A 21,899-nucleotide genomic window follows, 5' to 3' on the forward strand; every position below is an offset into this window, starting at 1 on the left:
TCGATCAAGCCGCAGCACCGGCCGAAGCCGGTGCCGTAGCGCTGGTGATCGGGCTGGCGGCCGCATCGCTGCTGATGGCATCGACGCCGAGGCGCGCGATCATGGCGCGGGCGATTTCGTCTTCGCCCATGATCACCAGATTGGCGCCGTTGCTGCGCAGATGGATGACTTCCTCGGCCGAATGCGCGCGGGCGATGATCAGCAGGCCGGGATTGACGGCGCGCGCCTTGGCGACGATCTGACCGCCTTCGAACGCATTGGGAATTGCCACCAGCAGACCATGCGCCTGCGCGATCTCCGCCTCGTCGAGGATCTCCTGCGCCGCCGCATTGCCGTTGATCGCGGTGAAGCCTTCGCGCTGCAGCCGCGCCACCCGCTCGTCGTCGTTCTCGATTACCACCACGTCGGCGCCGGAACGGCGGAGCGCAGCGCTGACATTGGAGCCGACGCGGCCGTGGCCCACCAGCACGATGTGGCCGCGCGGCTGCGCCGGCATTGCAGCGGCCGCAGCCTCCTTCGCCGCCTGCTTTGCGGCTTCCGCCGCTGCCGCGACTTTGGCGCTGAAGCGGTCGAGCAGCACGAACATCACGGGATTGAGCATGATCGAAATGATCGCGCCGGCCAGCACCAGATCGCGACCACGCTCCGGCATCAGCCCGAGCGCGACGCCGAGCCCGGCGAGAATGAACGAGAACTCGCCGATCTGGGCTAGCGACGCGGAGATCGTCAGCGCGGTCATGTTGGGATGGCCGAACAGCCGCACGATGAAGAACGCGGCGATCGATTTGCCGAACACGATGATCAACACGGTGACCAAGAGCGGCAGCGGCTCGCGCGCCACGATGCCGGGATCGACCAGCATGCCGACCGAGACGAAGAACAGCACTGCGAACGCATCACGCAGCGGCAACGTCTCGTTGGCGGCACGATGACTGAGCTCGGATTCCGACAGGATCATGCCGGCGAAGAATGCGCCGAGCGCCAGCGATACATCGAACAGCACCGCCGCGCCGAATGCGACACCGAGCGAGATCGCCAGCACAGCGAGACGAAACAGCTCGCGCGAGCCGGTGTGCGCCACATAGTGCAGCATCCACGGAATGATGCGGCGGCCGACCACCAGCATGAACACCATGAAGGCGAACACCTTGCCGAGCGTCAGCGCCACCGGCCACAGCACGGTCTGCCAATTGGCGGTGGTCGCCTCGCCCTTGAGCAGACCGGCGACCGCGGGCAGCAGCACCAGCGTCAGCACCATCGCGATGTCTTCGACGATCAGCCAGCCGACCGCGATCCGGCCGCGCTCGCTGTCGACCAGCCGGCGCTCCTGCAACGCGCGGAGCAGCACCACGGTACTTGCGACCGACAGCGCCAGACCGAACACCAGGCCGGCGCCGAACGGCCAGCCCAGCGCATGGCCGAGCCCGGCGCCCAGCACGGTTGCGGCGCCAATCTGCACCACCGCGCCGGGAATCGCGATCGCCCGGACTTCGAGCAGATCCTTCAACGAGAAGTGCAGGCCGACGCCGAACATCAGCAGGATCACGCCGATCTCGGCGAGCTCGTTGGCGAGGCTCTGATCGGCCACATAGCCGGGGGTGAACGGGCCGATCACAACGCCGGCGAGCAGATAACCGACCAGCGGCGAGATTTTCAGCCGCTGGGCCGCGACACCGAAGGCAAATGCCAGCACCAAGCCGGCCACGATGGTGGAAATCAGTGGGGTGTTGTGCTCCATCGTTCCGTTGTGCGGCATGACGCCGCGACCGTCCACCCGAGCGGCGGCTACCGATCGCCGCAGTGCACGCTGGCGCCAGGGAACCCGCTTGGGCCGAAGTGCAGAATCGCGATCTATTGCCGCAGCCCTGCGACGATTTGATCGATGTCGTCGCCCTCCGCTACCTCACGTGATTGAAGGAACGATGTCAGTCGAAAACGATGTCGGAGTTTACCGGGAAGCCTTGGTGTTTCTCGGGACCGCAGGCGTATTGATCCCGGTGATGACGCGATTTCGCGTCAGCCCGGTGCTCGGCTTTCTGGTCGCCGGGCTGGTGCTCGGCCCGCACAGCCTCGGCCGGATCGGCGCCGACCTGCCCTGGCTGAGTTACGTCACCATCACCTCCCAGGATGCGGTCGACCGGCTCGCCGAACTCGGCGTCGCGTTCCTGCTGTTCACCATCGGCCTCGAACTGTCGTTCGACCGCCTCTGGACGATGCGGCGGCTGGTATTCGGCCTCGGCATGTCGCAGGTGGTACTGACCACCGCAGCGATCAGCGGCATCGCGCTGGTCTTCGGCAACACCGTGGAATCGAGCCTGGTGATCGGCGCCTGTCTGGCGCTGTCGTCGACCGCGATCGTGCTGCAGCTTCTCGCCGAGCAGAAGCGGCTCGCCACCGTCGCCGGCCGTAGCATCTTCGCGGTGCTGCTGGCGCAGGATCTTGCGGTGGTGCCGATCCTGTTTCTGATCGTGGTGTTCGGCAAAGCCGCCGGCGATGCGGCGGGCGGCAGCGCCACCAGCACCGGCGCGGTGTGGCTCGGTCTCGGCATGGCGCTGGTGCAGGCGGCGGCCGCGATCCTGTTGATCATCGGCTTCGGCCGCCTGGTGCTGCGCCGGCTGTTCCGCCTGGTGGCCTCGACCCACAACCGCGAACTGTTCATGGCGACGATCCTGTTCGTCGTGGTCGGCACTTCGCTGGTCACCCACGTCGCCGGACTGTCGATGGCGCTCGGCGCCTTCCTCGCGGGTCTGGTGCTCGCGGAGACCGAATTCCGCCGCCAGGTCGAAGTCGATATCGAGCCGTTCAAGGGCATGCTGCTCGGGCTGTTCTTCATCTCGGTCGGGATGCGGATCGATCTGGCGGAGGTCGCTCGCTATCCGGCGATGGTCGCCACCTCGGTGATCGGCATGACCGCGCTGAAGGCGGTGGTGATCGCCGGCCTCACCTGGCTGTTCCGGCTGTCGCGGCCGGTGATCGCCGAGGCCAGCCTGCTGCTCGCCGGTGGCGGCGAATTCGCCTTCCTGGTGCTCGGGCTCGCCAGCTCCAGCGGCCTCGTCACGCGCGAGGTTGAGCAGTTCATGTTGCTGGTGTCGTCGGGCACCATGATGCTGACGCCGTATCTGGCACGGCTCAGCCGCAAGGCCAGCGCGCGTGCCCGCAAGGCGGTGGCGGTGGCGGCCGGCCACACCGATCCGACGCCGGGCGACACGCCGCGCATCATCCTGGTCGGCTACGGCCGCGTCGGCCGCATCGTCGGCGACATCCTCAACAAGCAGGGCAAGCCCTTCATCGGCATCGATGTCGATCCCGAAGCGGTCGCCCGCGCCCGCAAGGCCGGGGCCAATGTGGTGTATGGCGACGCCACCCAGCGCGCCTTCCTGCGCAAATGCGGGCTCGGCGACGCGCCCGCCGTGGTGGTGACGATGCACGACGCCGCGGCCGCCGAACATGTCGTCGCTGCGGCCCGCGCCGAGCGCGCCGATCTGCCGGTGATCGTCCGCGCGCGCGATGCCGATCACGCCGCGCGGCTGTTCACCCTTGGCGCCACCGAGGTGATCCGCGAAGTGCTCGAGGCCAGCTTCGAGATCGCCTCCACCGTTCTGCAGGCGCTCGGCATGCCGGTCGGCAAAGTCATCGCCGTGATCCACGACGAACGCGACACCCGCAAGAAACGCGTCCGCGCCGGCGTGCCGGCGGACTGATCGGTCTTCTCCGCAAACGTGCGTTTCTCACCCGTTATTCCGGGGCGCTCACGAAGTGAGCGAACCCGGAATGACGGGGCGAAGTTGTTACTTCGTAGGCGCGCGGCGGAAGTGGTAGCGGTAGAGCTCACGGTCGAAGCCGAGACCGGCATAGAGCGCGCGGCCGGCGGTGTTGTCGGTAACGACCTGCAGACAGGCGCCGGTGGCGCCTTGGGCGGCGGCCCAGGCGAGCAGCGCGGTCATCAGGCGCTTGCCGAAGCCGTGACCGCGCAGCGCTTCGTCGACCACCACCGACTCGATCACCACCAGATCGCCGTGCAGCACGCCGCAGGCGGTCGCGACGATGCGATCCTCGTGGCGGAGCGCGAAGAAGCCGGTCGGCAGCGCGATCGCATCGACGACGCGGGCATACACGGAGGCATGCGACGGTGATTGCGCCTGCAGCCGCGCAATCGCCGCCAGCCACTCGGCATCGGCGCGCGGGGTGATGGTGACATCCGGTCCCACCGCGGCGTAGCTTTCGCGCAAAAGGTCGCGATACAGCGTGCAGGCTTCACCTTCGGCCGTGAAGCCGCGGGTGTCGAGTTCGCGCTCCACCTGCGGCGGCAGCAGCGAGACCAGCCGCACGATCAGCGGCAGCGCTTGCGCGCGATAGAGCCGATCGAATGCGTCGAGATGCGGCGCGATCGTGGCGATGCCCGGATGCAGCGGATTGGCCGAATTGATCCGGCGCGACACGCCGTCGCCGAACCGCAGCAGCCAATCGCCGATCAGCGCGCACCGCAACGACGGCCACGCGTTGTGGCAGGCCTGTTCGACCTGCCACGCCAGTGCGTGATCCACGTCAGCCGCCGATGGCGGCCGCGATCGCTTCCAGTGCGGCGCCGGCCTTGGAGCCGTCGGGACCGCCGGCCTGCGCCATGTCGGGCTTGCCGCCGCCACCCTTGCCGCCGAGCACTTCGGACGCCTTGCGGACCAGATCGACCGCCGAGAACCGCGATACCAGGTCGGGCGTGACGCCGACCACGATCGAGCCCTTGCCGTCTTCGCTGGTCGCCACCAGCGCGATCACGCCGGAGCCGATCTGCTTCTTGCCCTGGTCGACCAGCCCCTTGAGATCCTTGATCTCGATGCCTTCGACCGCACGCGCCATCAGCTTGATGCCGCCGATATCGCGGACGTCGGAGGCGGCACCGTCGCCGGCGGCGCTGCCGCCCATCGCGAGCTTCTTGCGCGCCTCGGAGAGTTCGCGCTCGAGCTTCTTGCGCTCGTCCATCAGCGCAGTAATACGCGCCGGCATGTCGTCCAGCGTGGTCCGCAGTTCGGAGGCCGCGAGCTTCGCGGTGGAGATCGCCGCATTGGCGTTGTGCCGCGCCGCGCGCCCGGTCAGCGCCTCGATGCGGCGCACGCCGGCCGCGACCGCGCTCTCGGCGGTGATCGACACCAGGCCGATATCGCCGGTGCGCTTGACGTGGGTGCCGCCGCACAGTTCGACCGACCAGCCGAACACGTTGGAGCCGTGATCGCGCGCTGCCTTGCCCATCGAGACCACGCGGACTTCGTCGCCGTACTTCTCGCCGAACAGCGCGCGGGCTCCGGCTTCGCGGGCATCGTCGACCGCCATCAGCCGGGTCACGACCTCGTCGTTTTCCAGCACGATGTCGTTGGCGATATCCTCGACCTTGCGCAGTTCGTCCTGCGTGATCGGCTTCTGATGCACGAAGTCGAAACGCAGACGGTCGGGCGCGACCAGCGAGCCCTTCTGCGCGATGTGGTCGCCGAGCACCTGGCGCAGCGCCTCGTGCAACAGATGCGTCGCCGAGTGATTGGCGCGGATCGCCGAGCGGCGGGCGTGATCGACGTCGAGCGCCAACGCGTCGCCGAGCTTGATGCTGCCCTGCTCGACCGTGCCGAGATGCACGAACAGATCACCGGCCTTTTTCATCGTATCGGTGACGATGAAGCGCACGCCATCGGCGGTGAGCACGCCGGTGTCACCGACCTGACCGCCGGACTCGGCGTAGAACGGCGTCTGGTTGACGATGATCGCACCGCTCTCGCCGGCCTTCAGCGCGTCGACTTCAACGCCGTCCTTGACCAGCGCGGTGACGACGCCTTCGGCGGTCTCGGTGTCGTAGCCGAGGAACTCAGTGGCGCCGAGCTTCTCGCGCAGCGAGAACCATACCGCCTCGGTCGCGGCTTCGCCCGAGCCCGCCCACGAGGCGCGGGCCTTGGCGCGCTGCCGATCCATCGCGTCGGTGAACGAGGCGATATCGACGTTGATGCCGCGGTTGCGCAGCGCGTCCTGGGTCAGATCGAGCGGGAAGCCGTAGGTGTCGTACAGCGTGAACGCGGTCTCGCCGTCGAACATGTCGCCCTTCTTCAGGCCGACGCTTTTCTCGTCGAGGATTGCGAGGCCGCGATCGAGCGTCTTGCGGAAACGGGTCTCTTCCAACCGCATCGTCTCTTCGATCATCGCCTCGGCGCGCACCAGCTCCGGATAGGCCTGGCCCATCTCGCGCACCAGCGCCCACACCAGCCGCCACATCAGCGGCTCGCTGGCGCCGAGCAGCTGCGCGTGACGCATCGCCCGGCGCATGATCCGGCGCAGCACGTAGCCGCGGCCCTCGTTCGACGGCAGCACGCCGTCGGCGATCAGGAACGACGACGAGCGCAGGTGATCGGCGATGACGCGGAACGACGCGGCGTCCTGCTCGGTCGGGCCGCGGCCGAGCGCCGACGAGGTGGCGTCGATCAGGCTACGGAACAGGTCAGTGTCGAACACGCTGTCGACGCCCTGGAGGATGGACGCCATCCGCTCCAGACCCATGCCGGTGTCGATCGACGGACGCGGCAACGCCACGCGCTCGTCCTTCGTCACCTGGTCGTATTGCATGAACACCAGATTCCAGAATTCGAGGAATCGGTCGCCGTCCTCGTCCGGCGAGCCGGGCGGGCCGCCGAAGATGTGCTCGCCGCGATCGATGAAGATTTCCGAGCACGGGCCGCACGGACCGGTGTCGCCCATCGCCCAGAAGTTGTCGCTGGTCGGGATGCGGATGATGCGATCGTCTGAGAAGCCGGCGATCTTCTTCCAGTAGCCGGCCGCCTCGTCGTCGGTGTGATAGACGGTGACCAGCAACTTGTCCTTCTTCAGGCCGAAGTCGCGGGTGATCAGATTCCAGGCGAGCTCGATCGCGCGTTCCTTGAAGTAATCGCCGAACGAGAAGTTGCCGAGCATTTCGAAGAAGGTGAGATGCCGCGCGGTGTAGCCGACGTTGTCGAGGTCGTTGTGCTTGCCGCCGGCGCGCACGCATTTCTGCGAGGTGGTGGCGCGCTGATAGGAGCGCTTCTCCAGCCCGGTGAACACGTTCTTGAACTGCACCATGCCGGCATTGGTGAACATCAAGGTCGGGTCGTTGCGCGGCACTAGCGGCGACGACGACACGATCTCGTGGCCGTTCTTGGCGAAGTAGTTCAGAAACGTAGACCGAATTTCGTTAACGCCGCTCATGTTCGTCCAATCACCCGGAATGCCCGCGAAACGCCCGCCGAACCCACCTCTTCCGGTGTCATGCCTTTTAGACGCGGGGGCGCGCGCTGTCTAGAAAGTGGGCATAGATCCAGTTGTTTGCCAGCCGGGAGGCCCACTTCCACGGGCGTTTACGAAGACCCGTTGATAGCTCGCCGAGCCGCGTTGACAGCCTTGTTGAAGCCGTGTTTGTGTCCTACCTACCTAAGACTAAGTCGCGTCGGGAGAGATCGGCCCAATCCTTCGGTGAAGGGGGCCGGCGCCGAAGGAGCAACCGCCCCGGAAACTCTCAGGCAAACGGACCGCGCGGCCGACTGACATCTGGAAAGAGACCCTGCCGGGCGATCCCGGGACGGGTCCGCCGACGGGATAATGCTCTCAGGCACAGCGACAGATGGGGCTCGAACGGTGACGAGAAATCGGTCTCGGGAACCTTGGGAGCCTGGATATGCTGGCGGGTGACGACACCCAATCCTTGAAACGCACGCCGCTCTACGCGCTGCATCTGGCCCGCGGCGGCAAGATGGTGCCCTTCGCCGGCTACGACATGCCGGTGCAATACCCGCTTGGCGTGCTGAAAGAACATCTGCACACCCGCAGTGCCGCAGGGCTTTTCGACGTTTCGCATATGGGCCAGATCGAGCTGCGGGCAAAGTCCGGCAAGCTCGAAGACGCCGCCCGCGCGCTCGAAGCGCTGATCCCGCAGGACATCGTGGCGCTGCCGCCCGGCCGCCAGCGCTACGCGCAGTTCACCAATGAATCCGGCGGGATTCTCGACGACCTGATGGTCACCAATCTCGGCGACCGGCTGTTTCTGGTGGTCAACGCCGCCTGCAAGGCCGAGGACGAGGCGCACCTGCGCGCGCATCTGTCGGATGCCTGCGACATCACTTCGCTGACCGATCGGGCGCTCATCGCGCTGCAGGGCCCGAAGGCCGAAGCCGCGCTGGCGAAATTCTGTGCAGACGTCACCACGATGAAGTTCATGGACGTGGCCGAGCTCACCCTCGACGGCCTTTCTTGCATCGTGTCGCGCTCCGGCTACACCGGCGAGGATGGCTTCGAGATCTCGGTGCCGGCCGACGGCGCCGAACGGCTTGCGACCGCGCTGCTCGACAACCCCGACGTGCTGCCGATCGGCCTTGGCGCCCGCGACAGCCTGCGGCTGGAAGCGGGCCTCTGCCTGTACGGCCACGACATCGACACCACGACCACGCCGGTCGAAGCCGCGCTGAGCTGGTCGATCCAGAAGAGCCGCCGCAGCGGCGGCGCCCGTTCTGGCGGCTTCCCCGGCGCCTCGGCGATTCTCAGCCAGCTCGATGGCGGCACCGCGCGGCTGCGCGTTGGATTGCGACCCGAGGGCCGCGCCCCAGTGCGCGAGAATGCACCGCTGTTCGCCAGCGCCGATTCGACCGAGGCGGTCGGCACCGTCACCTCCGGCGGCTTCGGGCCGAGCCTGAATGCGCCGGTGGCAATGGGCTATCTGCCGGCCGCGCTGGCTGTGCGCGACACCGTCATTTTCGCCGAAGTGCGCGGCCAGCGTCTGCCGCTGCGCGTCGCGGCCATGCCGTTCGTTCCGAATACCTACAAGCGCTGAGGACTTGTCATGACCACGCTCTACACCCCCGATCATGAATGGCTGAAGATCGAGGGCGACGTCGCCACGATCGGCATCACCGACTACGCCCAGGAACAGCTCGGCGACGTGGTGTTTGTCGAGCTGCCGAAAGTCGGCCGCGCCGTGAAGAAGGCTGAAGCCGCCGCGGTGGTCGAGTCGGTGAAGGCGGCCTCCGACGTCTACGCGCCGATCACCGGCGAAGTACTCGAAGTCAACGAGACGCTCGGCACCGAGCCCGGCCTGGTGAATTCCGACGCTGGCGGCGCTGCGTGGTTCTTCAAACTGAAGATCGCCGACAAGAGCGAGCTCGACGGCCTGATGGACGAAGCGGCCTACAAGGCCCACACGGCCTGACGGACCGTCCGTTCGCCTGAATTCGTCATTGCGAGCGAAGCGAAGCAATCCAATTCCAGCGCACTGTGTCTCTGGATTGCTTCGTCGCTTCGCTCTTCGCAACGACGACGCTGAGATTTAGACGCCTGAGATTTCCGAGCAACCTGCCTTTGCGGGCCGTTGCATTTGACGAGGACCAGAGCATGCCGCATCGCCGACCGATCGACGCCGCCAACGACTTCGTGCGTCGGCATATCGGGCCCTCGCCGCAGGACATCGCGGCGATGCTGGCGACCGCCGGCGCCGGCAGCCTGGAGCAGCTCGTCGCCGAGACGCTGCCTTATGCGATCCGGCATCGCGAGCCGCTGAAGCTCGGCGCGCCGCTGACCGAGAGTGAAGCGCTGGCGCATATGAGCGAACTCGCCGCGCAGAACCAAGTCTTCACCTCGCTGATCGGCCAAGGCTATTACGGCACGATCCTGCCGACCGTGATCCAGCGCAATATTCTGGAAAATCCGGCTTGGTACACGGCCTATACGCCGTATCAGCCCGAGATCAGCCAGGGCCGGCTGGAAGCGCTGTTCAACTTCCAGACCATGATCTGCGACCTCACCGGGCTCGACGTCGCCAACGCGTCGCTGCTCGACGAAGGCACCGCGGCAGCGGAAGCGATGGCGCTGGCTGAGCGCGCCGCGGCCAAGAACGCCAAGGCATTCTTCGTCGATGCCGATACCCATCCACAGACCATCGCGGTGCTACGCACCCGCGCCGAGCCGCTCGGCTGGCGCATCATCGTCGGCAATCCGGAGACCGAGCTGGAAGGCGCCGACGTGTTCGGCGCGTTGCTGCAATATCCCGGATCGTCGGGGCATTTGAGCGATCCGCGCACGGTGATCGCGGCGCTACGCAAGAAGGGCGCGCTGGCCGTGGTCTCCGCTGACCTGCTTGCGCTGACGCTGATCACCCCGCCGGGTGAACTCGGCGCCGACATCGCGATCGGCTCGGCGCAGCGCTTCGGCGTGCCGATGGGATATGGCGGACCGCACGCCGCCTTTATGGCGGTGCGCGACAGCCTGAAGCGCAGCCTGCCCGGCCGCATCGTCGGGCTGTCGATCGACAGCCATGGCCAGCCGGCCTATCGGTTGGCGCTGCAGACCCGCGAGCAGCACATCCGCCGCGAAAAGGCGACCTCCAACATCTGCACCGCGCAGGTGCTGCTGGCGGTAATCAATGCGATGTACGCGGTGTATCACGGCCCCGATGGCCTTGCCGCGATTGCGCGCCGCGTCCACCGGCGCACGGCCGTGCTGGCTGCCGGACTGCAGCAGCTCGGCCTGACGCCGACCCACGGCACCTACTTCGACACGCTGACGATCGAAGTCGGCGATCGCCGCGACGCCATCGTGGCGCGCGCGGAAGCCGAGAAGATCAACCTGCGGATCAATGCGTCTTCGCTCGGCATCTCGCTCGACGAGACCACCACCCCGGCGATCGTCGAAGCGTTGTGGCGCGCCTTCGGTGGATCGCTCGACTACGCGACTGTGGAACGCGACGCAGGCGACGCGATCGGCACCGCGCTTCCGGCGGCGCTGAAGCGGACCAGCGATTACCTAACCCAGCCGGCGTTCCAGGACTATCGTTCGGAAACCGAACTGCTGCGCTACATGCGCAAGCTGTCCGACCGCGATCTGGCGCTCGACCGCGCGATGATTCCGCTCGGCTCCTGCACCATGAAGCTGAACGCCACCACCGAAATGATGCCGCTGACCTGGCCTGAATTCGGCAGCCTGCATCCGTTCGTGCCGAAGGCGCAGGCCGCCGGCTATCACGTGCTGTTCGCCAGGCTGGAAACCTGGCTCGCCGAGATCACCGGCTATGATGCGGTGTCGCTGCAGCCGAATTCCGGCGCGCAGGGCGAATATGCCGGCCTGCTGGCGATCCGCGGCTATCATCTGTCGCGCGGCGAGCCGCACCGCAAAGTCTGCCTGATCCCGTCGTCGGCGCACGGCACCAACCCGGCCTCCGCCGCGATGGCCGGCATGGACGTGGTGGTGGTCGGCTGCGACGCCCATGGCGACGTTGATGTCGACGATCTGCGCGCCAAGGCCGAGGCGCATTCGGCCAACCTCGCGGCAGTGATGATCACCTATCCGTCGACCCACGGCGTGTTCGAAGAGCATATCCGCGACATCTGCGACATCGTCCACACCCATGGCGGTCAGGTTTATCTGGACGGCGCCAATCTCAACGCGCAGGTCGGCCTCGCCCGCCCCGGCGATTACGGCGCCGACGTCAGCCATCTCAATCTGCACAAGACCTTCTGCATCCCGCATGGCGGCGGCGGTCCGGGCATGGGCCCGATCGGCGTGCGCGCGCATCTGGCGCCGTTCCTGCCGGGCCATCCGGCCGAGGGCGAACCGCTGAACGGCGGCCTGCATGGCGGCGGTACGGTGTCGGCGGCGCCGTGGGGCTCCGCGTCGATCCTGACGATCTCCTACATCTACATCCTGATGATGGGGGCGGCCGGCCTGAAGCGGGCCACCGAGATCGCGATCCTCAATGCCAACTACATCGCAGCAAGGCTGCAGCCGCATTTCCCGGTGTTGTATCGCAACGCCCGCGGCCGGGTCGCGCACGAGTGCATCGTCGATCCGCGTGCGCTGAAGACCACCACCGGCGTCACCGTCGACGACATCGCCAAGCGGCTGATCGACTACGGCTTCCACGCCCCGACCATGAGCTTCCCGGTGCCGGGCACGCTGATGATCGAGCCGACCGAGTCGGAATCGAAGGCCGAGATCGACCGGTTCTGCGACGCCATGATCGCGATCCGCCGCGAGATCGCGCAGGTCGAGGACGGCCGCTACAAGATCGAACAGTCGCCGCTGCGCCACGCGCCGCATACCGCGCACGATGTCACCAGCGCCGAATGGACCCGGCCCTATCCGCGGACCGAAGGCTGCTTCCCGGCGCCGAACTCGCGCACCGACAAATACTGGAGCCCGGTCGGCCGCGTCGACAACGTCTACGGCGACCGCAACCTGATCTGCTCGTGCCCGCCGGTCGAAGACTACGCGCTGGCGGCTGACTACGCGCGGGCCGCGGAGTAGCTGCCGCCGGTGGCTCGCCGCATGGAGAGGCCGGCAGCCTCGGCCACGAAGAACAACGTCATCGCCGGGCTCGACCCGGCGACCCATCCTCTTCGCAATTGCCTCGGTTGAGCGCACTCCGCGCGATGAAGGCGCGGGCCTTCGCCACGCCGGGGCGGCTACGGCCGCGCAGGCGGGTCAAACCCGCGCATGATGTCTGTTTGAAGAGCGCTTCGCCACAGCCTGTTCACTCCTGATCAGCAATCGAGCCGTCTCAAAACGAATGCGGCGAGCGCCGCGGGATCCCCGGCAACAGGGGGCCGCAACACTCGCCGTCTTAAAAAACGTTGGCTTCAAGAAAGATAGGCTCCAGGCCGGCATACCGCTCGCCGATCTGAAATCATGCGACAGGCATCAGCCGGCCGCGAGCGTATCTCACTCCTCGATCGGCTCTTCGCCGTCGGCGTCGCGCTCGGGCGAGCCGGCGAGGATTTGTTCGGCGATCAGGCCGGAGTTCTGGCGGATCGCCGCTTCGATCTTGGCGGTCATGTCCGGGTTGGAGCGCAGGAACGACTTGGCGTTCTCGCGTCCCTGGCCGAGCCGCTGGCTGTCATAGGAGAACCAGGCGCCGGACTTCTCGACGATGCCGGCCTTGACGCCGAGGTCGAGGATCTCGCCCATCTTGGAGACGCCCTCGCCGTACATGATGTCGAATTCGACCTGCTTGAACGGCGGCGCCAGCTTGTTCTTCACCACTTTGACGCGGGTCTGGTTGCCGATCACCTCGTCGCGCTCCTTGATCGCGCCGATGCGGCGGATGTCGAGGCGGACCGAGGCGTAGAATTTCAGCGCGTTGCCGCCGGTGGTGGTTTCCGGCGAGCCATACATCACGCCGATCTTCATCCGGATCTGGTTGATGAAGATCACCATGGTGTTGGACTTGTTGATCGACGCGGTCAGCTTGCGCAGCGCCTGGCTCATCAGGCGGGCCTGCAGGCCGGGCAGCGCGTCGCCCATTTCGCCTTCGAGTTCGGCGCGCGGCACCAGCGCCGCCACCGAGTCGACGATCAGCACGTCGATCGCGCCGGACCGCACCAGCGTGTCGGCGATTTCCAGCGCCTGCTCGCCATGGTCGGGCTGCGAGATCAGCAGGTCGTCGACATTGACGCCGAGCTTGCGGGCATAGACCGGGTCGAGCGCGTGTTCGGCGTCGATGAAGGCGCAGATGCCGCCCTTCTTCTGGGCTTCGGCGACGCAATGCAGCGCCAGCGTGGTCTTGCCCGACGATTCCGGTCCGTAGATTTCGACGATCCGACCCTTTGGCAGACCGCCGACACCGAGCGCGATGTCGAGCCCGAGCGACCCGGAGGAAATCGTCTCGATTTCCATCGCGCGGTCGTTCTTGCCGAGCTTCATCACCGAGCCCTTACCGAACTGACGTTCGATCTGGGACAGCGCGGCGGAGAGCGCCTTGGATTTGTCCATGGAAGAACCTTCGACGATACGCAATGCGGTGGGGGCAGCCATCAACGTGCTCCTTATGGACGGATTCGCCAACTGGACAAACAGGCGCCGGGCTCAGCCGGCAAAATCAACGTACCCCATTTGTTCTCCGTTCGCAATATGTTCTTGTTGAAGTCTGGAGCCTTCCCGACGGCCAGCAGCACAATTTCGGAATTCGGGCGGCCGCTCGGGCTGGAATGCATCCGCCCAGTCCTGACGACGTGCGGTGGGAGGCGACTCAGGGCCGATTAGCCAACAGAGCCGAGCCGGCGGCCGCAAAGGCATCGAACAGAAACTCCAAGCTATGGAGTTGCGAAACTAACCAGGTCGGGACGGCCGCCTGCTAAGCAGCAAGTCGCTAAGCCGTTCCTGCCGACCGAGAGCATCACCAAGGCGATTAGCTCGCGCTTGCAGCCTGGTCGAGCTTCCTACTCAAATCAGCTCGCGTCCCGCCGTACGAACCGCCGTCCCGTGCCGCGCCTTCACCCTTTCTCAACCCGGCTTCGCCACAACTGAAAGGATGGATAGCCTTCTTGCCACTCCCAAGATCCCGGACAAAGTGCGGGTGCTGTGCGGCCGCTGCCGCGTGCCGTTCCGGGAGAAGATCAAGAACATGCGGGAAGGGTTTCAGACCCAGTGCCCGAACTGCAACCGGCTGATCACCTTCTCCAGCGACTCCGCCGATCTCGGCGTGCAGCGGGCGATGACCGAGGCACGGCGGATCCGCAATGGCGGCGCCGCGGCGGCGGTGTATGGCGGCGGCACTGAGCGGCTGTGAACGCTGCGCCGGAAGGCTCAGCGCAGGTTCTGGATGCCCCACATCACCAACAGCATCGCCGACACGCAGACCGCGGCGTAGATCGCCCATTTGGTCAGGCCCGCGCCGGTGCCGCGCTTGAAGGCTTCGAGCAGCCGATAGGTCGCGACGATCCAGGGCAGGATGATTCCGACCGCGACGGCGTCGACCACGTACCAAAAACTCATCTTCCATCGTCCCGTGCAATGACCGCGCGCCAGCTTTACCGCAGCCGCCCCGCTCCACCATCCATTCCTTCGGCTGAGGGCAATCGGCCGCAGCGGCGGTATCGGCAGATCAGGGTTTTCCTGACAGCACTGGCCGCTCCCCCTGGAACTGGCGGACAGCATTTCGGATCGACAGGCATTTTCGCTCGTACTAGCCTGAGGGGGCCATCCGCTTCGACAGGAGACGTGACCGACGGGCGCGCGCGCTGCGATGGCCGCCGCGTCCTATGGGAGCAAACGAACAGGAGAGCGTCTTGGACAAATTTCTCCGCGACGAAAACCTGAAATTGTATCGCCGACTGCTGTCGGAGACGACCGACGAAGACCGCCGCCGGGTGCTGAAGCAATTGATCGCGCAGCTCACCCAGCATCATGCCCACCAGGGGCATGGCGGTTCGTAACGCCAACGGTATTTGATTTTACGCATAGGCAACGCCGAGCGGCCGCCGCTAGCCTGCCGCCGTCATTGCCGAGCTTTCTAGAGGTGGGGAGTTTCGACCGTGACCGGAGCCCCGAACACGGCCTCGTTCGGGGCTCCTTGTTTTTTGCGGGGATGTTTTTTGTGGGTCAGTGACCGCGCTCGTCCCGTCGCAGCGCCAGACACGTCGACCCTCCCTATCGTCGCTCCTCTGATCATTGCGAGTGCCGCGCAGGTTCCGTTTCATTCGGAACCCGACATGCTCTAGGCTTCGCGCCGCGGGTGCGCAGGACAGCGCCGCCTTGCATCAATCAGGCTCGTCACCGCCGCGTGCAGCTTCGGCACCGGCTCTTACCGACAAGGAGACAGGAATGCGCCGGCAGGCCATGGACAGATTTCGGATCGGCACGCTGATTGCGCTGACGGGCGCGGCGATCGCCCTGGCGGGCTGCGGCGAAGGCTCGCGCGGACCGCAAGGCGAAGCCGGTCCGCAAGGCCCTGCCGGCCCGGTGACCGGCCGGCCCTGCCGGCAAGGACGGCGCCTCGATCTCCAGCGTCCGCACCCTGACCTCGACCAGCTGCCCGGCCAACGGCTGCCCGACCGCCTGCGGTGCCGACGAGGCGCTGGTCTCGGCGCTGTGCGTCGGCAACGGCTCGGCACGGTTCAGCGACAACATCACGATCGAGAACGGCATCATGACCGCGCGCTGCGGCGCCAGCTCGGTGCGCATCGAGGTGAGCTGCGCCCGCAAGTAATCGCGCGAGGGTTGAGCAAACCAGCACAGGCCGCCGGTGTCCGACGCCGGCGGCCTTTTGCGTTCAGGATCAGCGGCTTGACGATTCGGTTGTGAACGCCCGCATCGATTACCGGCAGTATTAACCGGATTAAGCTTGCATGCGATTCAGTCGCAATTTAACGGTAAAATCATACGCTAATTGATCTAGATCAAGCGCATGGACGGCCGCACCCGGCAAGTCGTTCTCCTAGAACTAAAGGCGGAACCGGCCTTCCAATGTCGCATGTGCTCTATCAGTGTCCCCGGACCGGGATGAAGGTCCAGGCTTGGCTGCAGGAAGACCCCGGAAGCTCGGCGCAGACCACGTTCGAGCTGGTGCATTGCCCGGCCTGCGCGCAGATGCATTTCGTCGACCGCCGAACCGGCAGCCTGCTCGGCGACAAGAAGAAATAGCCGGCGCCCGCGACAGCGCGCCGGGCACAGACGGACGAGGTCCGCCGCACTCCATCGATCAATTGCTGTGGCTATTCGGGCTTTCGGGCAGGCTCGACCGCGCGCGGCCGGTCCGGCAGCACCGCATTGCGCAAGGTGGGGTGCACCTCGATCCGGCCGTTGTAGTCGATGAAGCCGGCCTTGCGAAACTTGTTCATGAAGAAGCTGACGCGCGACCGGGTCGTCCCGATCATCTCCGCCAGCGTCTCCTGGCTGATCTCGATCGGCACCGGCCGCGACGCCTCGGCCGGGTCCGCAAGCAGCAACAGCAGCCGCGCCAGGCGCTTCTCGCTGTTGTTGAACAGCTGATCGATCAGGTCGTCTTCGACCCGTGAATTGCGCGCCACCAGGTGCCGGGTGAACAGCTCGCACATCGCCGGCTCACGCTGCAGCGTCGCCATCATCGACGCGTTGGTGATGCTGGTGAGGGTACAGTCTTCCAGCGCAATCGCGGTCGCGCGGCGGCGATGATCGAGCAGACCGCTTTCGCCGAAGAATTGTCCGGGCTGCAGGATGGCGACCACCGCGCCCTTGCCCTGCTCCGACATCACCGACAGCTTGATGCGGCCTTGCTGGATGTACATCACGCAGTCGGCGGCTTCGTCTTGCGTGAAAATGGTCTGGCCGGCGCGAAATTGCAGAACGGCGCGTCCCGTACCTGCACTGCGAAGAAAGACCTTTGGATCGAACGGCACCTCGCGCGACGTCACGTGATATCCTGCGAACGAAAACGAATGAGTCAGTCGGATCCGGCCGCGCAACGAGTTGCGTACGCCGGGGTTCCGTCCGCGCATCATCCTCAAATCGCAGAAAAAATCTGTGCCGTTTTGACCACCTGCCTATCGCCGCAGCAGTGGCCGTTAGACGAGCTTAATTGCTCTGCTGAGTCTTGCGCTTGGCCTTGGGCTGGGTCGCCTCGGCGCCGCGGACACCGCCCCACGGATCGTTCGGCGCCTGCGCATCCGGAATCTTACGCAGCGATTCCTGGTAGGCCTTCTGCCGGACCGCGTCCTGGGCCTTCTCTTCCGGGGACTTATGCTCGATCTCCGGCACCAGATTGACGTGCGGGCCCTCGCCCTGGGCCAAAGCCGGCCCCGTCAGCAGGGCCAGGACGGCAACGCCGTGCAGAATCTTCATCGCAAACTCCCTTTCGCGCGAGCCGTGCCCGGCCGCAGCGCTACAGATGATCCGACCGGCAGGATTTCGGCGATTGCCAATCTTCCCAGATCGGACCGCATTTGGTGCAACCGTTCAGCACGATCGCCGTCACCACCAGGCCGACCACCAACGCAACTCGTCTGACCATCGTGTCCCCTTTCGGATGCCGCCGAACTTAAGGGATCGACCGTGTCGTTTTCAAGCCGTCCCGAATCGGATGGGATGCTGCGAAACGCCGCGAAACATGCGGATAATCAACGAGTCAGGGAGAGACGCATGGCAGAGCAGCAGGTGGCGGAGTTCGGCCTTCAGGAGGCGCGGCAGATGCTGCAGCAGGCGTTCGCGCCCTGGGTGCTGGACCTCGGCCTGTCGATCGAAACCCTCGAGCTCGATCCGCCTTCCGGCAGCCCGGCCGACTGGCAGCCCGGCGCAACACTGCGGATGGCGTTCTCCGAGCGGCTGTGCCGCAGCGGCGGCGTGGTCTGCGGCCAGGCCCTGATGGCGCTGGCCGACACCGCGATGGTGTTTGCGGTCTGCGCCGGCAACCGCGGCTTCCGGCCGATGACCACGGTCGATCAGACCACCCATTTCCTCAAAGCCGTCGCCTCGACCGACGTCATCGCCGACGCCCGCCTGGTCCGGCTCGGCCGCACCATGAGCTTTGGACGGGTCACGCTGCTCGGCGCCTCCGACGGCAAGCCGGTGGCGATGGTGTCGAGCGCGTTTGCGATGCTGTAAGCGGGCCGGGCGGCGGCTTCACAGGCGCCGCGCCGACAGCCGTCCAGATGCCGCGTTCAATAACGGCCGCGGCTCGGTCCGGTCTGGCCGCCGCGATACGGACCGCCGTAGCCGCCGCGGAAACCGCCGCCGAATTGAATCACCGGCCCCGGCGGCGGATCGTAGATCGGCGGCCGCCGCACCACGACGTCGTCTTCCTCCTCGACATAGACCCGGGTCCGTGAGGCCTTGCCGCCGCGTTTGGGCGGATCGTCGCGCGCGGCCCGGCTCTTGGTCTTCTTCACGTCGGTCTTCTTGGGCTCAGCCTTCTGCTGCAGCGCCGGCGCGCTCGGCCCGCACGGACAGCTCGGCGCCGCGGCGGCAACCACCGGCGTCGCGAACGCGGCCGGCACCACCACCGCGTTGTCGGGGCGATTGCGCAGCCGCTCGGCGAGCTTGCGCGCGGTCGCGGTAAGGTCGCTGTCCGGATATTCGGTCAGGAATGCCGAATACGCCGATCCGGTGTTGACGAGCACCGCCCGGCTCCACGCCTTCATCCGGCGATGGCGGTCGAGCCAGCGCTTGGCCTCCGGCGCAAACGGAGGCTCGGCGTAGAGTCCGACAAACGCTTCGTAGGCGTCGGCCGAACCGTCGGACACGATCAACGTGTTGGCCTGCTCCACCGGCTTGCCCTTCAAGAAGGCGCGCCATTCCTCGACCGTGCGCGGCTTCGGCGCCGCGGTGTCGCTCGGCGCGGCGGCGGATGCGGCGAAGAACTGAAAGTCGTCGACCAGCGACGAGCTCTCCCACGGCGTCTGGCGGCCTTCGGTGGCCTGATGCACCGCGAGCCGCACCCGCTTGAGCGTGTCTTCGATCTTCAGGCCGTTCTCGCGCCCCGCTTTGAGCAGCGCAGTGGTGTAAGGGCTGTTGGCGCCGCCCCCGTCCTCGGCTTCGGCGCCCGGCGAGGTCGAGTACGACAATAGCGTGCCGGGCGCGCCAGACTTGGTATCGACCAGCGCCAGCCCCTGCCCCGTGGTCTTGTTGATATTCGGAAACGGATTGTTGCGGCAGGCATCGAGCATGATGATCCGGCTCTTGCTCGGCACCGAGCCGAGCGTATTGAGCACGTCGTCGAGCCGCACCGCCTGCAGCGGAATGTCGGCCTCGCGCTTGGGATCGATGTCGACCGGGATCAGATAATTCTCGCCGTCCACCTGGATGCCGTGGCCGGCATAGAACACCAGTGCGACGGTCTCCGGCCCTTTCGCCGCGACCGTGGCGGCGAAGTCGCCGACCTTGGCGCGAAGCTCGGTCTGGCCGAGATCGGACGCCTCGGTCACTTCGAAGCCGGCCTCGCCGAGCAGCGCGGCGATCGCCTTGGCGTCGTTCATTGGATTGGGCAGCGCCGGCACCGCCCGATAGGCCGATTGCCCGATCACCAGCGCGACCCGGCTTTCCGCGGCCGCAACGGCCACTCCGCACAGCAGGCTGGCGGCGGTCGCCGCGGCCCTCAGCATCGCGCGTCGCATGGCGCCTCCTTGCCGACCAATGACCGCTCTTGGTCGCAGCCCGGCAACAGCGGGTTCAGGCGACGTGGCAAATCGACGCCGAATGGCGGCGTGCGAGGAAAGCTGCGGTTAACATTGTCGGCAAATTGCCTCGTGGAACCAAGCTGATGTTGGGAGTCGGCGGTTAGTCTCCTGGCCGTCGCGCCCGGGCTTGCTTCGGGCGCGCTTCGACAATTAGGACCGAGAGCTTTGGCCGAGACGTTCCCCTCCACGCCGTTCGTGCATCGCCGCGCCGTCGCGCCAACGACCGCCGCTCCCGGCGCGCTGCCGGAGGTCGCCGCAATCGACAAGGCAGCCTGGTGCGATCTGGCGACCCGGGTGATCGAGCCGAACGGTTACTACCTGCCGGAGTGGGTGATTGCAGCGAACGGTGACGACGCGGTCCCGCGCGCACTGACCGCGCAGGACTCCGCCGGCCGGCTGATCGGCCTCCTGCCGGTGATCTCATGCTGGCACGCGTTCCGTCTGCCGCTGCCGGCGCTGGTGTCAGCCGATCCGTTCCGCTCGCTGGATACGCCGCTACTTGACCGCGATGCAGCCGATGACGCCGCCGCCAAGATGATGGCGCAGGCGCGCGCTGCCGGCGCCCGCGCCCTGGTGCTACGCGACGTCGCCCGCGAAGGCGAAGCGATGGCGGCGTTCACGCGCGTGCTCGCCACCGAAGGGCTCAGCCCGCGCCTGATCAACGGCTGGACCCGCGCCGGCCTCGACGCCAGCCGCGACGGCGAAGCCCTGCTGCGCCAGGATCTCGATACGAAGAAGCTGAAGAACCTGCGCCGTCTCGAGCGTCGTCTCGGCGAGCACGGCGAGGTACGCTTTGCCGTGGCCAAAACTGCCGACGAGGCAGCGCGGGCGTTCGACATCTTTCTGGCGCTGGAAGACAGCGGCTGGAAAGGCCGCCGCGGCAGCTCGCTGAAGCGGCAGCCGGAGCTTGCGGCCCGGCTGCGCAGCGCCGCGACCGCGCTGGCCTCGCGCGGCCAATGCGAGGTGATCACCCTGTCTGCCGGCACAACGCCGATCGCAGCCGGCATCGTGCTGCGCCACGCCGACCGCGCCTACTTCTTCAAGCTCGGCATCGACGAGAGCTTCGCCCGCTGTTCGCCCGGCGTGCTGCTGACACTGGCGCTGACCCGGCATCTCTGCGCCGATCCGGACATCCGCTTTGCCGACTCCACTGCCAGCGCCCAGCATCCGATGATCGATCCGATCTGGCGCGGCCGGTTCGCCGTCGGCGACCTGGTGTTGCCGCTGCGCAAACGCGATCCGCTGTTCGCGCCGATCGTTGCTACGCTGTCGGCGCGCGACCGGCTGCGGCACTTCGCCAAGCGGCTGTTGAAGCGCTGATTACTCCGCAGCCTCGGCGTTCAGCTCCGCCGACAGCTTACGGATGGCACGGGCGATCAGCGCCGGTTCCTGCGCGCCGGACACCGCGTATTGGTGCATGAACACGTAGGTCGGCACGCCGGAGATTCCCTTGTCGGCGGCTTCCTGCGCCTGCGCCGAGACTTCCTCGACGTCTTGATCGGTGGCGAGCCGGGCGCGGATGTCGTCGGCATCGAGGCCGCATTCGGCCGCCGCCTGCACCAGCACCTCAGGATCGGTGAGATCACCGCCGTCGCGAAAGTACAATTCCATCAGCCGCTGCTTCATCGCCGGCCCGTGGCCGACCGCGCTCGCCCAATGAATCAGGCGATGGCAATCGATCGTGTTCGGCTGCCGCTGCACGCGCTCGGGGTGATATTCCAGGCCCTCTTGCGCGGCGGTCTCGGCGATGCGGCCGGCGATTTCCTTGTAGCGCTCCGGTGATCCGAACTTCTTGGTCAGGTACTCGTCGCGGCTGATGCCCTCGCGCGGCACCCAAGGATTGAGGAAGAACGGCCGGTAGATCAGCTCGACCGGCACCTCCGGCGCCAGCGCGATCGCCTGCTCGATGCGCTTCTTGCCGATGTAGCACCAGGGGCAGACCACATCGGACACCACGTCGATCGTTAGCGGCTTCAGCGTGCTCAT

General features: G+C 66.5%; 19 protein-coding genes, 1 pseudogene and 1 riboswitch. Of the genes and pseudogenes, 10 read left to right on the top strand and 10 right to left on the bottom strand.

Annotated features, from left to right (window positions below; all coding sequences use genetic code 11):
* Positions 1–4: 4 nt before the first annotated feature.
* Positions 5–1,756, bottom strand: a complete 1,752-nt coding sequence (ybaL, locus tag LRC39_RS19695; protein WP_346295373.1) for a YbaL family putative K(+) efflux transporter — start codon at positions 1,754–1,756, stop codon at positions 5–7.
* A gap of 166 nt (positions 1,757–1,922) precedes the next feature.
* On the opposite strand from ybaL, the gene LRC39_RS19700 reads away from it, so the two are divergent.
* Positions 1,923–3,701, top strand: a complete 1,779-nt coding sequence (locus LRC39_RS19700) for a cation:proton antiporter (protein WP_346295374.1) — start codon at positions 1,923–1,925, stop codon at positions 3,699–3,701.
* A gap of 87 nt (positions 3,702–3,788) precedes the next feature.
* Here the strand turns inward: LRC39_RS19700 and LRC39_RS19705 are convergent, their stop codons facing one another.
* Positions 3,789–4,544, bottom strand: a complete 756-nt coding sequence (locus LRC39_RS19705; protein ID WP_346295375.1) for a GNAT family N-acetyltransferase — start codon at positions 4,542–4,544, stop codon at positions 3,789–3,791.
* 1 nt (position 4,545) lies between these two features.
* Positions 4,546–7,215, bottom strand: coding sequence for an alanine--tRNA ligase (gene alaS / locus LRC39_RS19710; protein ID WP_346295376.1), 2,670 nt, complete (start codon positions 7,213–7,215; stop codon positions 4,546–4,548).
* Positions 7,216–7,443: 228 nt separating this feature from the next.
* Positions 7,444–7,548, top strand: a riboswitch (glycine riboswitch).
* Between the two features lie 133 nt (positions 7,549–7,681).
* On the opposite strand from alaS, the gene gcvT reads away from it, so the two are divergent.
* The 3 genes from gcvT to gcvP all read left to right on the top strand — a co-directional run bounded on the left by gcvT (position 7,682) and on the right by gcvP (position 12,294).
* Positions 7,682–8,830: a glycine cleavage system aminomethyltransferase GcvT gene (gcvT, locus tag LRC39_RS19715; protein WP_346295377.1), complete on the top strand. Its 1,149-nt coding sequence runs from the start codon at positions 7,682–7,684 to the stop codon at positions 8,828–8,830.
* A 9-nt stretch (positions 8,831–8,839) separates the two neighbouring features.
* Complete coding sequence (gene gcvH, locus LRC39_RS19720) at positions 8,840–9,205, top strand: glycine cleavage system protein GcvH (RefSeq protein WP_013501273.1); 366 nt, start codon at positions 8,840–8,842, stop codon at positions 9,203–9,205.
* Between the two features lie 182 nt (positions 9,206–9,387).
* Positions 9,388–12,294 carry an aminomethyl-transferring glycine dehydrogenase gene (gene gcvP / locus LRC39_RS19725; protein ID WP_346295378.1) on the top strand — a complete coding sequence of 969 codons (2,907 nt, stop codon included), beginning with the start codon at positions 9,388–9,390 and terminating at the stop codon, positions 12,292–12,294.
* Positions 12,295–12,708: 414 nt separating this feature from the next.
* On the opposite strand, the gene recA is transcribed toward gcvP, so the two are convergent.
* Positions 12,709–13,800: a recombinase RecA gene (gene recA, locus LRC39_RS19730; RefSeq protein ID WP_107345572.1), complete on the bottom strand. Its 1,092-nt coding sequence runs from the start codon at positions 13,798–13,800 to the stop codon at positions 12,709–12,711.
* 496 nt (positions 13,801–14,296) lie between these two features.
* Here recA and LRC39_RS19735 point away from each other — a divergent pair, with 496 nt between their 5' ends.
* Positions 14,297–14,554 carry a hypothetical protein gene (locus LRC39_RS19735; RefSeq protein ID WP_264053120.1) on the top strand — a complete coding sequence of 86 codons (258 nt, stop codon included), beginning with the start codon at positions 14,297–14,299 and terminating at the stop codon, positions 14,552–14,554.
* A gap of 17 nt (positions 14,555–14,571) precedes the next feature.
* Here the strand turns inward: LRC39_RS19735 and LRC39_RS19740 are convergent, their stop codons facing one another.
* The gene (locus LRC39_RS19740) at positions 14,572–14,760 is read right to left on the bottom strand and encodes a hypothetical protein (RefSeq protein WP_346295379.1); all 189 of its coding nucleotides are present in this window, start codon (positions 14,758–14,760) and stop codon (positions 14,572–14,574) included.
* A 293-nt stretch (positions 14,761–15,053) separates the two neighbouring features.
* On the opposite strand from LRC39_RS19740, the gene LRC39_RS19745 reads away from it, so the two are divergent.
* From LRC39_RS19745 to LRC39_RS19755, 3 genes and pseudogenes are all read left to right on the top strand, one after another.
* Complete coding sequence (locus LRC39_RS19745; RefSeq protein WP_164571538.1) at positions 15,054–15,200, top strand: hypothetical protein; 147 nt, start codon at positions 15,054–15,056, stop codon at positions 15,198–15,200.
* Between the two features lie 388 nt (positions 15,201–15,588).
* A pseudogene (locus LRC39_RS19750) lies at positions 15,589–15,973 on the top strand (hypothetical protein).
* Positions 15,974–16,266: 293 nt separating this feature from the next.
* On the top strand, positions 16,267–16,407 hold the full coding sequence (locus LRC39_RS19755; protein WP_164571537.1) for a hypothetical protein: 141 nt from the start codon (positions 16,267–16,269) through the stop codon (positions 16,405–16,407).
* 71 nt (positions 16,408–16,478) lie between these two features.
* Here the strand turns inward: LRC39_RS19755 and LRC39_RS19760 are convergent, their stop codons facing one another.
* The 3 genes from LRC39_RS19760 to LRC39_RS19770 all read right to left on the bottom strand — a co-directional run bounded on the left by LRC39_RS19760 (position 16,479) and on the right by LRC39_RS19770 (position 17,752).
* Entirely contained in the window at positions 16,479–17,156 is a 678-nt protein-coding gene (locus tag LRC39_RS19760; protein ID WP_107345576.1) for a Crp/Fnr family transcriptional regulator, read from the bottom strand.
* Between the two features lie 160 nt (positions 17,157–17,316).
* The gene (locus LRC39_RS19765) at positions 17,317–17,583 is read right to left on the bottom strand and encodes a hypothetical protein (RefSeq protein WP_346295380.1); all 267 of its coding nucleotides are present in this window, start codon (positions 17,581–17,583) and stop codon (positions 17,317–17,319) included.
* A 40-nt stretch (positions 17,584–17,623) separates the two neighbouring features.
* Positions 17,624–17,752, bottom strand: coding sequence for a peptidylprolyl isomerase (locus LRC39_RS19770; protein WP_107345578.1), 129 nt, complete (start codon positions 17,750–17,752; stop codon positions 17,624–17,626).
* A gap of 128 nt (positions 17,753–17,880) precedes the next feature.
* Between LRC39_RS19770 and LRC39_RS19775 the strand changes: the two genes are divergently transcribed.
* Positions 17,881–18,342, top strand: a complete 462-nt coding sequence (locus LRC39_RS19775; RefSeq protein WP_346295381.1) for a PaaI family thioesterase — start codon at positions 17,881–17,883, stop codon at positions 18,340–18,342.
* A 56-nt stretch (positions 18,343–18,398) separates the two neighbouring features.
* On the opposite strand, the gene LRC39_RS19780 is transcribed toward LRC39_RS19775, so the two are convergent.
* Positions 18,399–19,850, bottom strand: coding sequence for a caspase family protein (locus LRC39_RS19780; RefSeq protein WP_346295382.1), 1,452 nt, complete (start codon positions 19,848–19,850; stop codon positions 18,399–18,401).
* Positions 19,851–20,078: 228 nt separating this feature from the next.
* Here LRC39_RS19780 and LRC39_RS19785 point away from each other — a divergent pair, with 228 nt between their 5' ends.
* Positions 20,079–21,233 carry a GNAT family N-acetyltransferase gene (locus LRC39_RS19785; protein WP_346295383.1) on the top strand — a complete coding sequence of 385 codons (1,155 nt, stop codon included), beginning with the start codon at positions 20,079–20,081 and terminating at the stop codon, positions 21,231–21,233.
* Here LRC39_RS19785 and LRC39_RS19790 read toward each other — a convergent pair whose 3' ends face one another.
* Positions 21,234–21,899: a DsbA family oxidoreductase gene (locus LRC39_RS19790; RefSeq protein ID WP_346295384.1), complete on the bottom strand. Its 666-nt coding sequence runs from the start codon at positions 21,897–21,899 to the stop codon at positions 21,234–21,236.

Origin of the sequence: Rhodopseudomonas sp. P1, assembly GCF_039642825.1 — a bacterium.
GTDB classification, from domain to species: Bacteria; Pseudomonadota; Alphaproteobacteria; order Rhizobiales; family Xanthobacteraceae; genus Rhodopseudomonas; species Rhodopseudomonas palustris_H.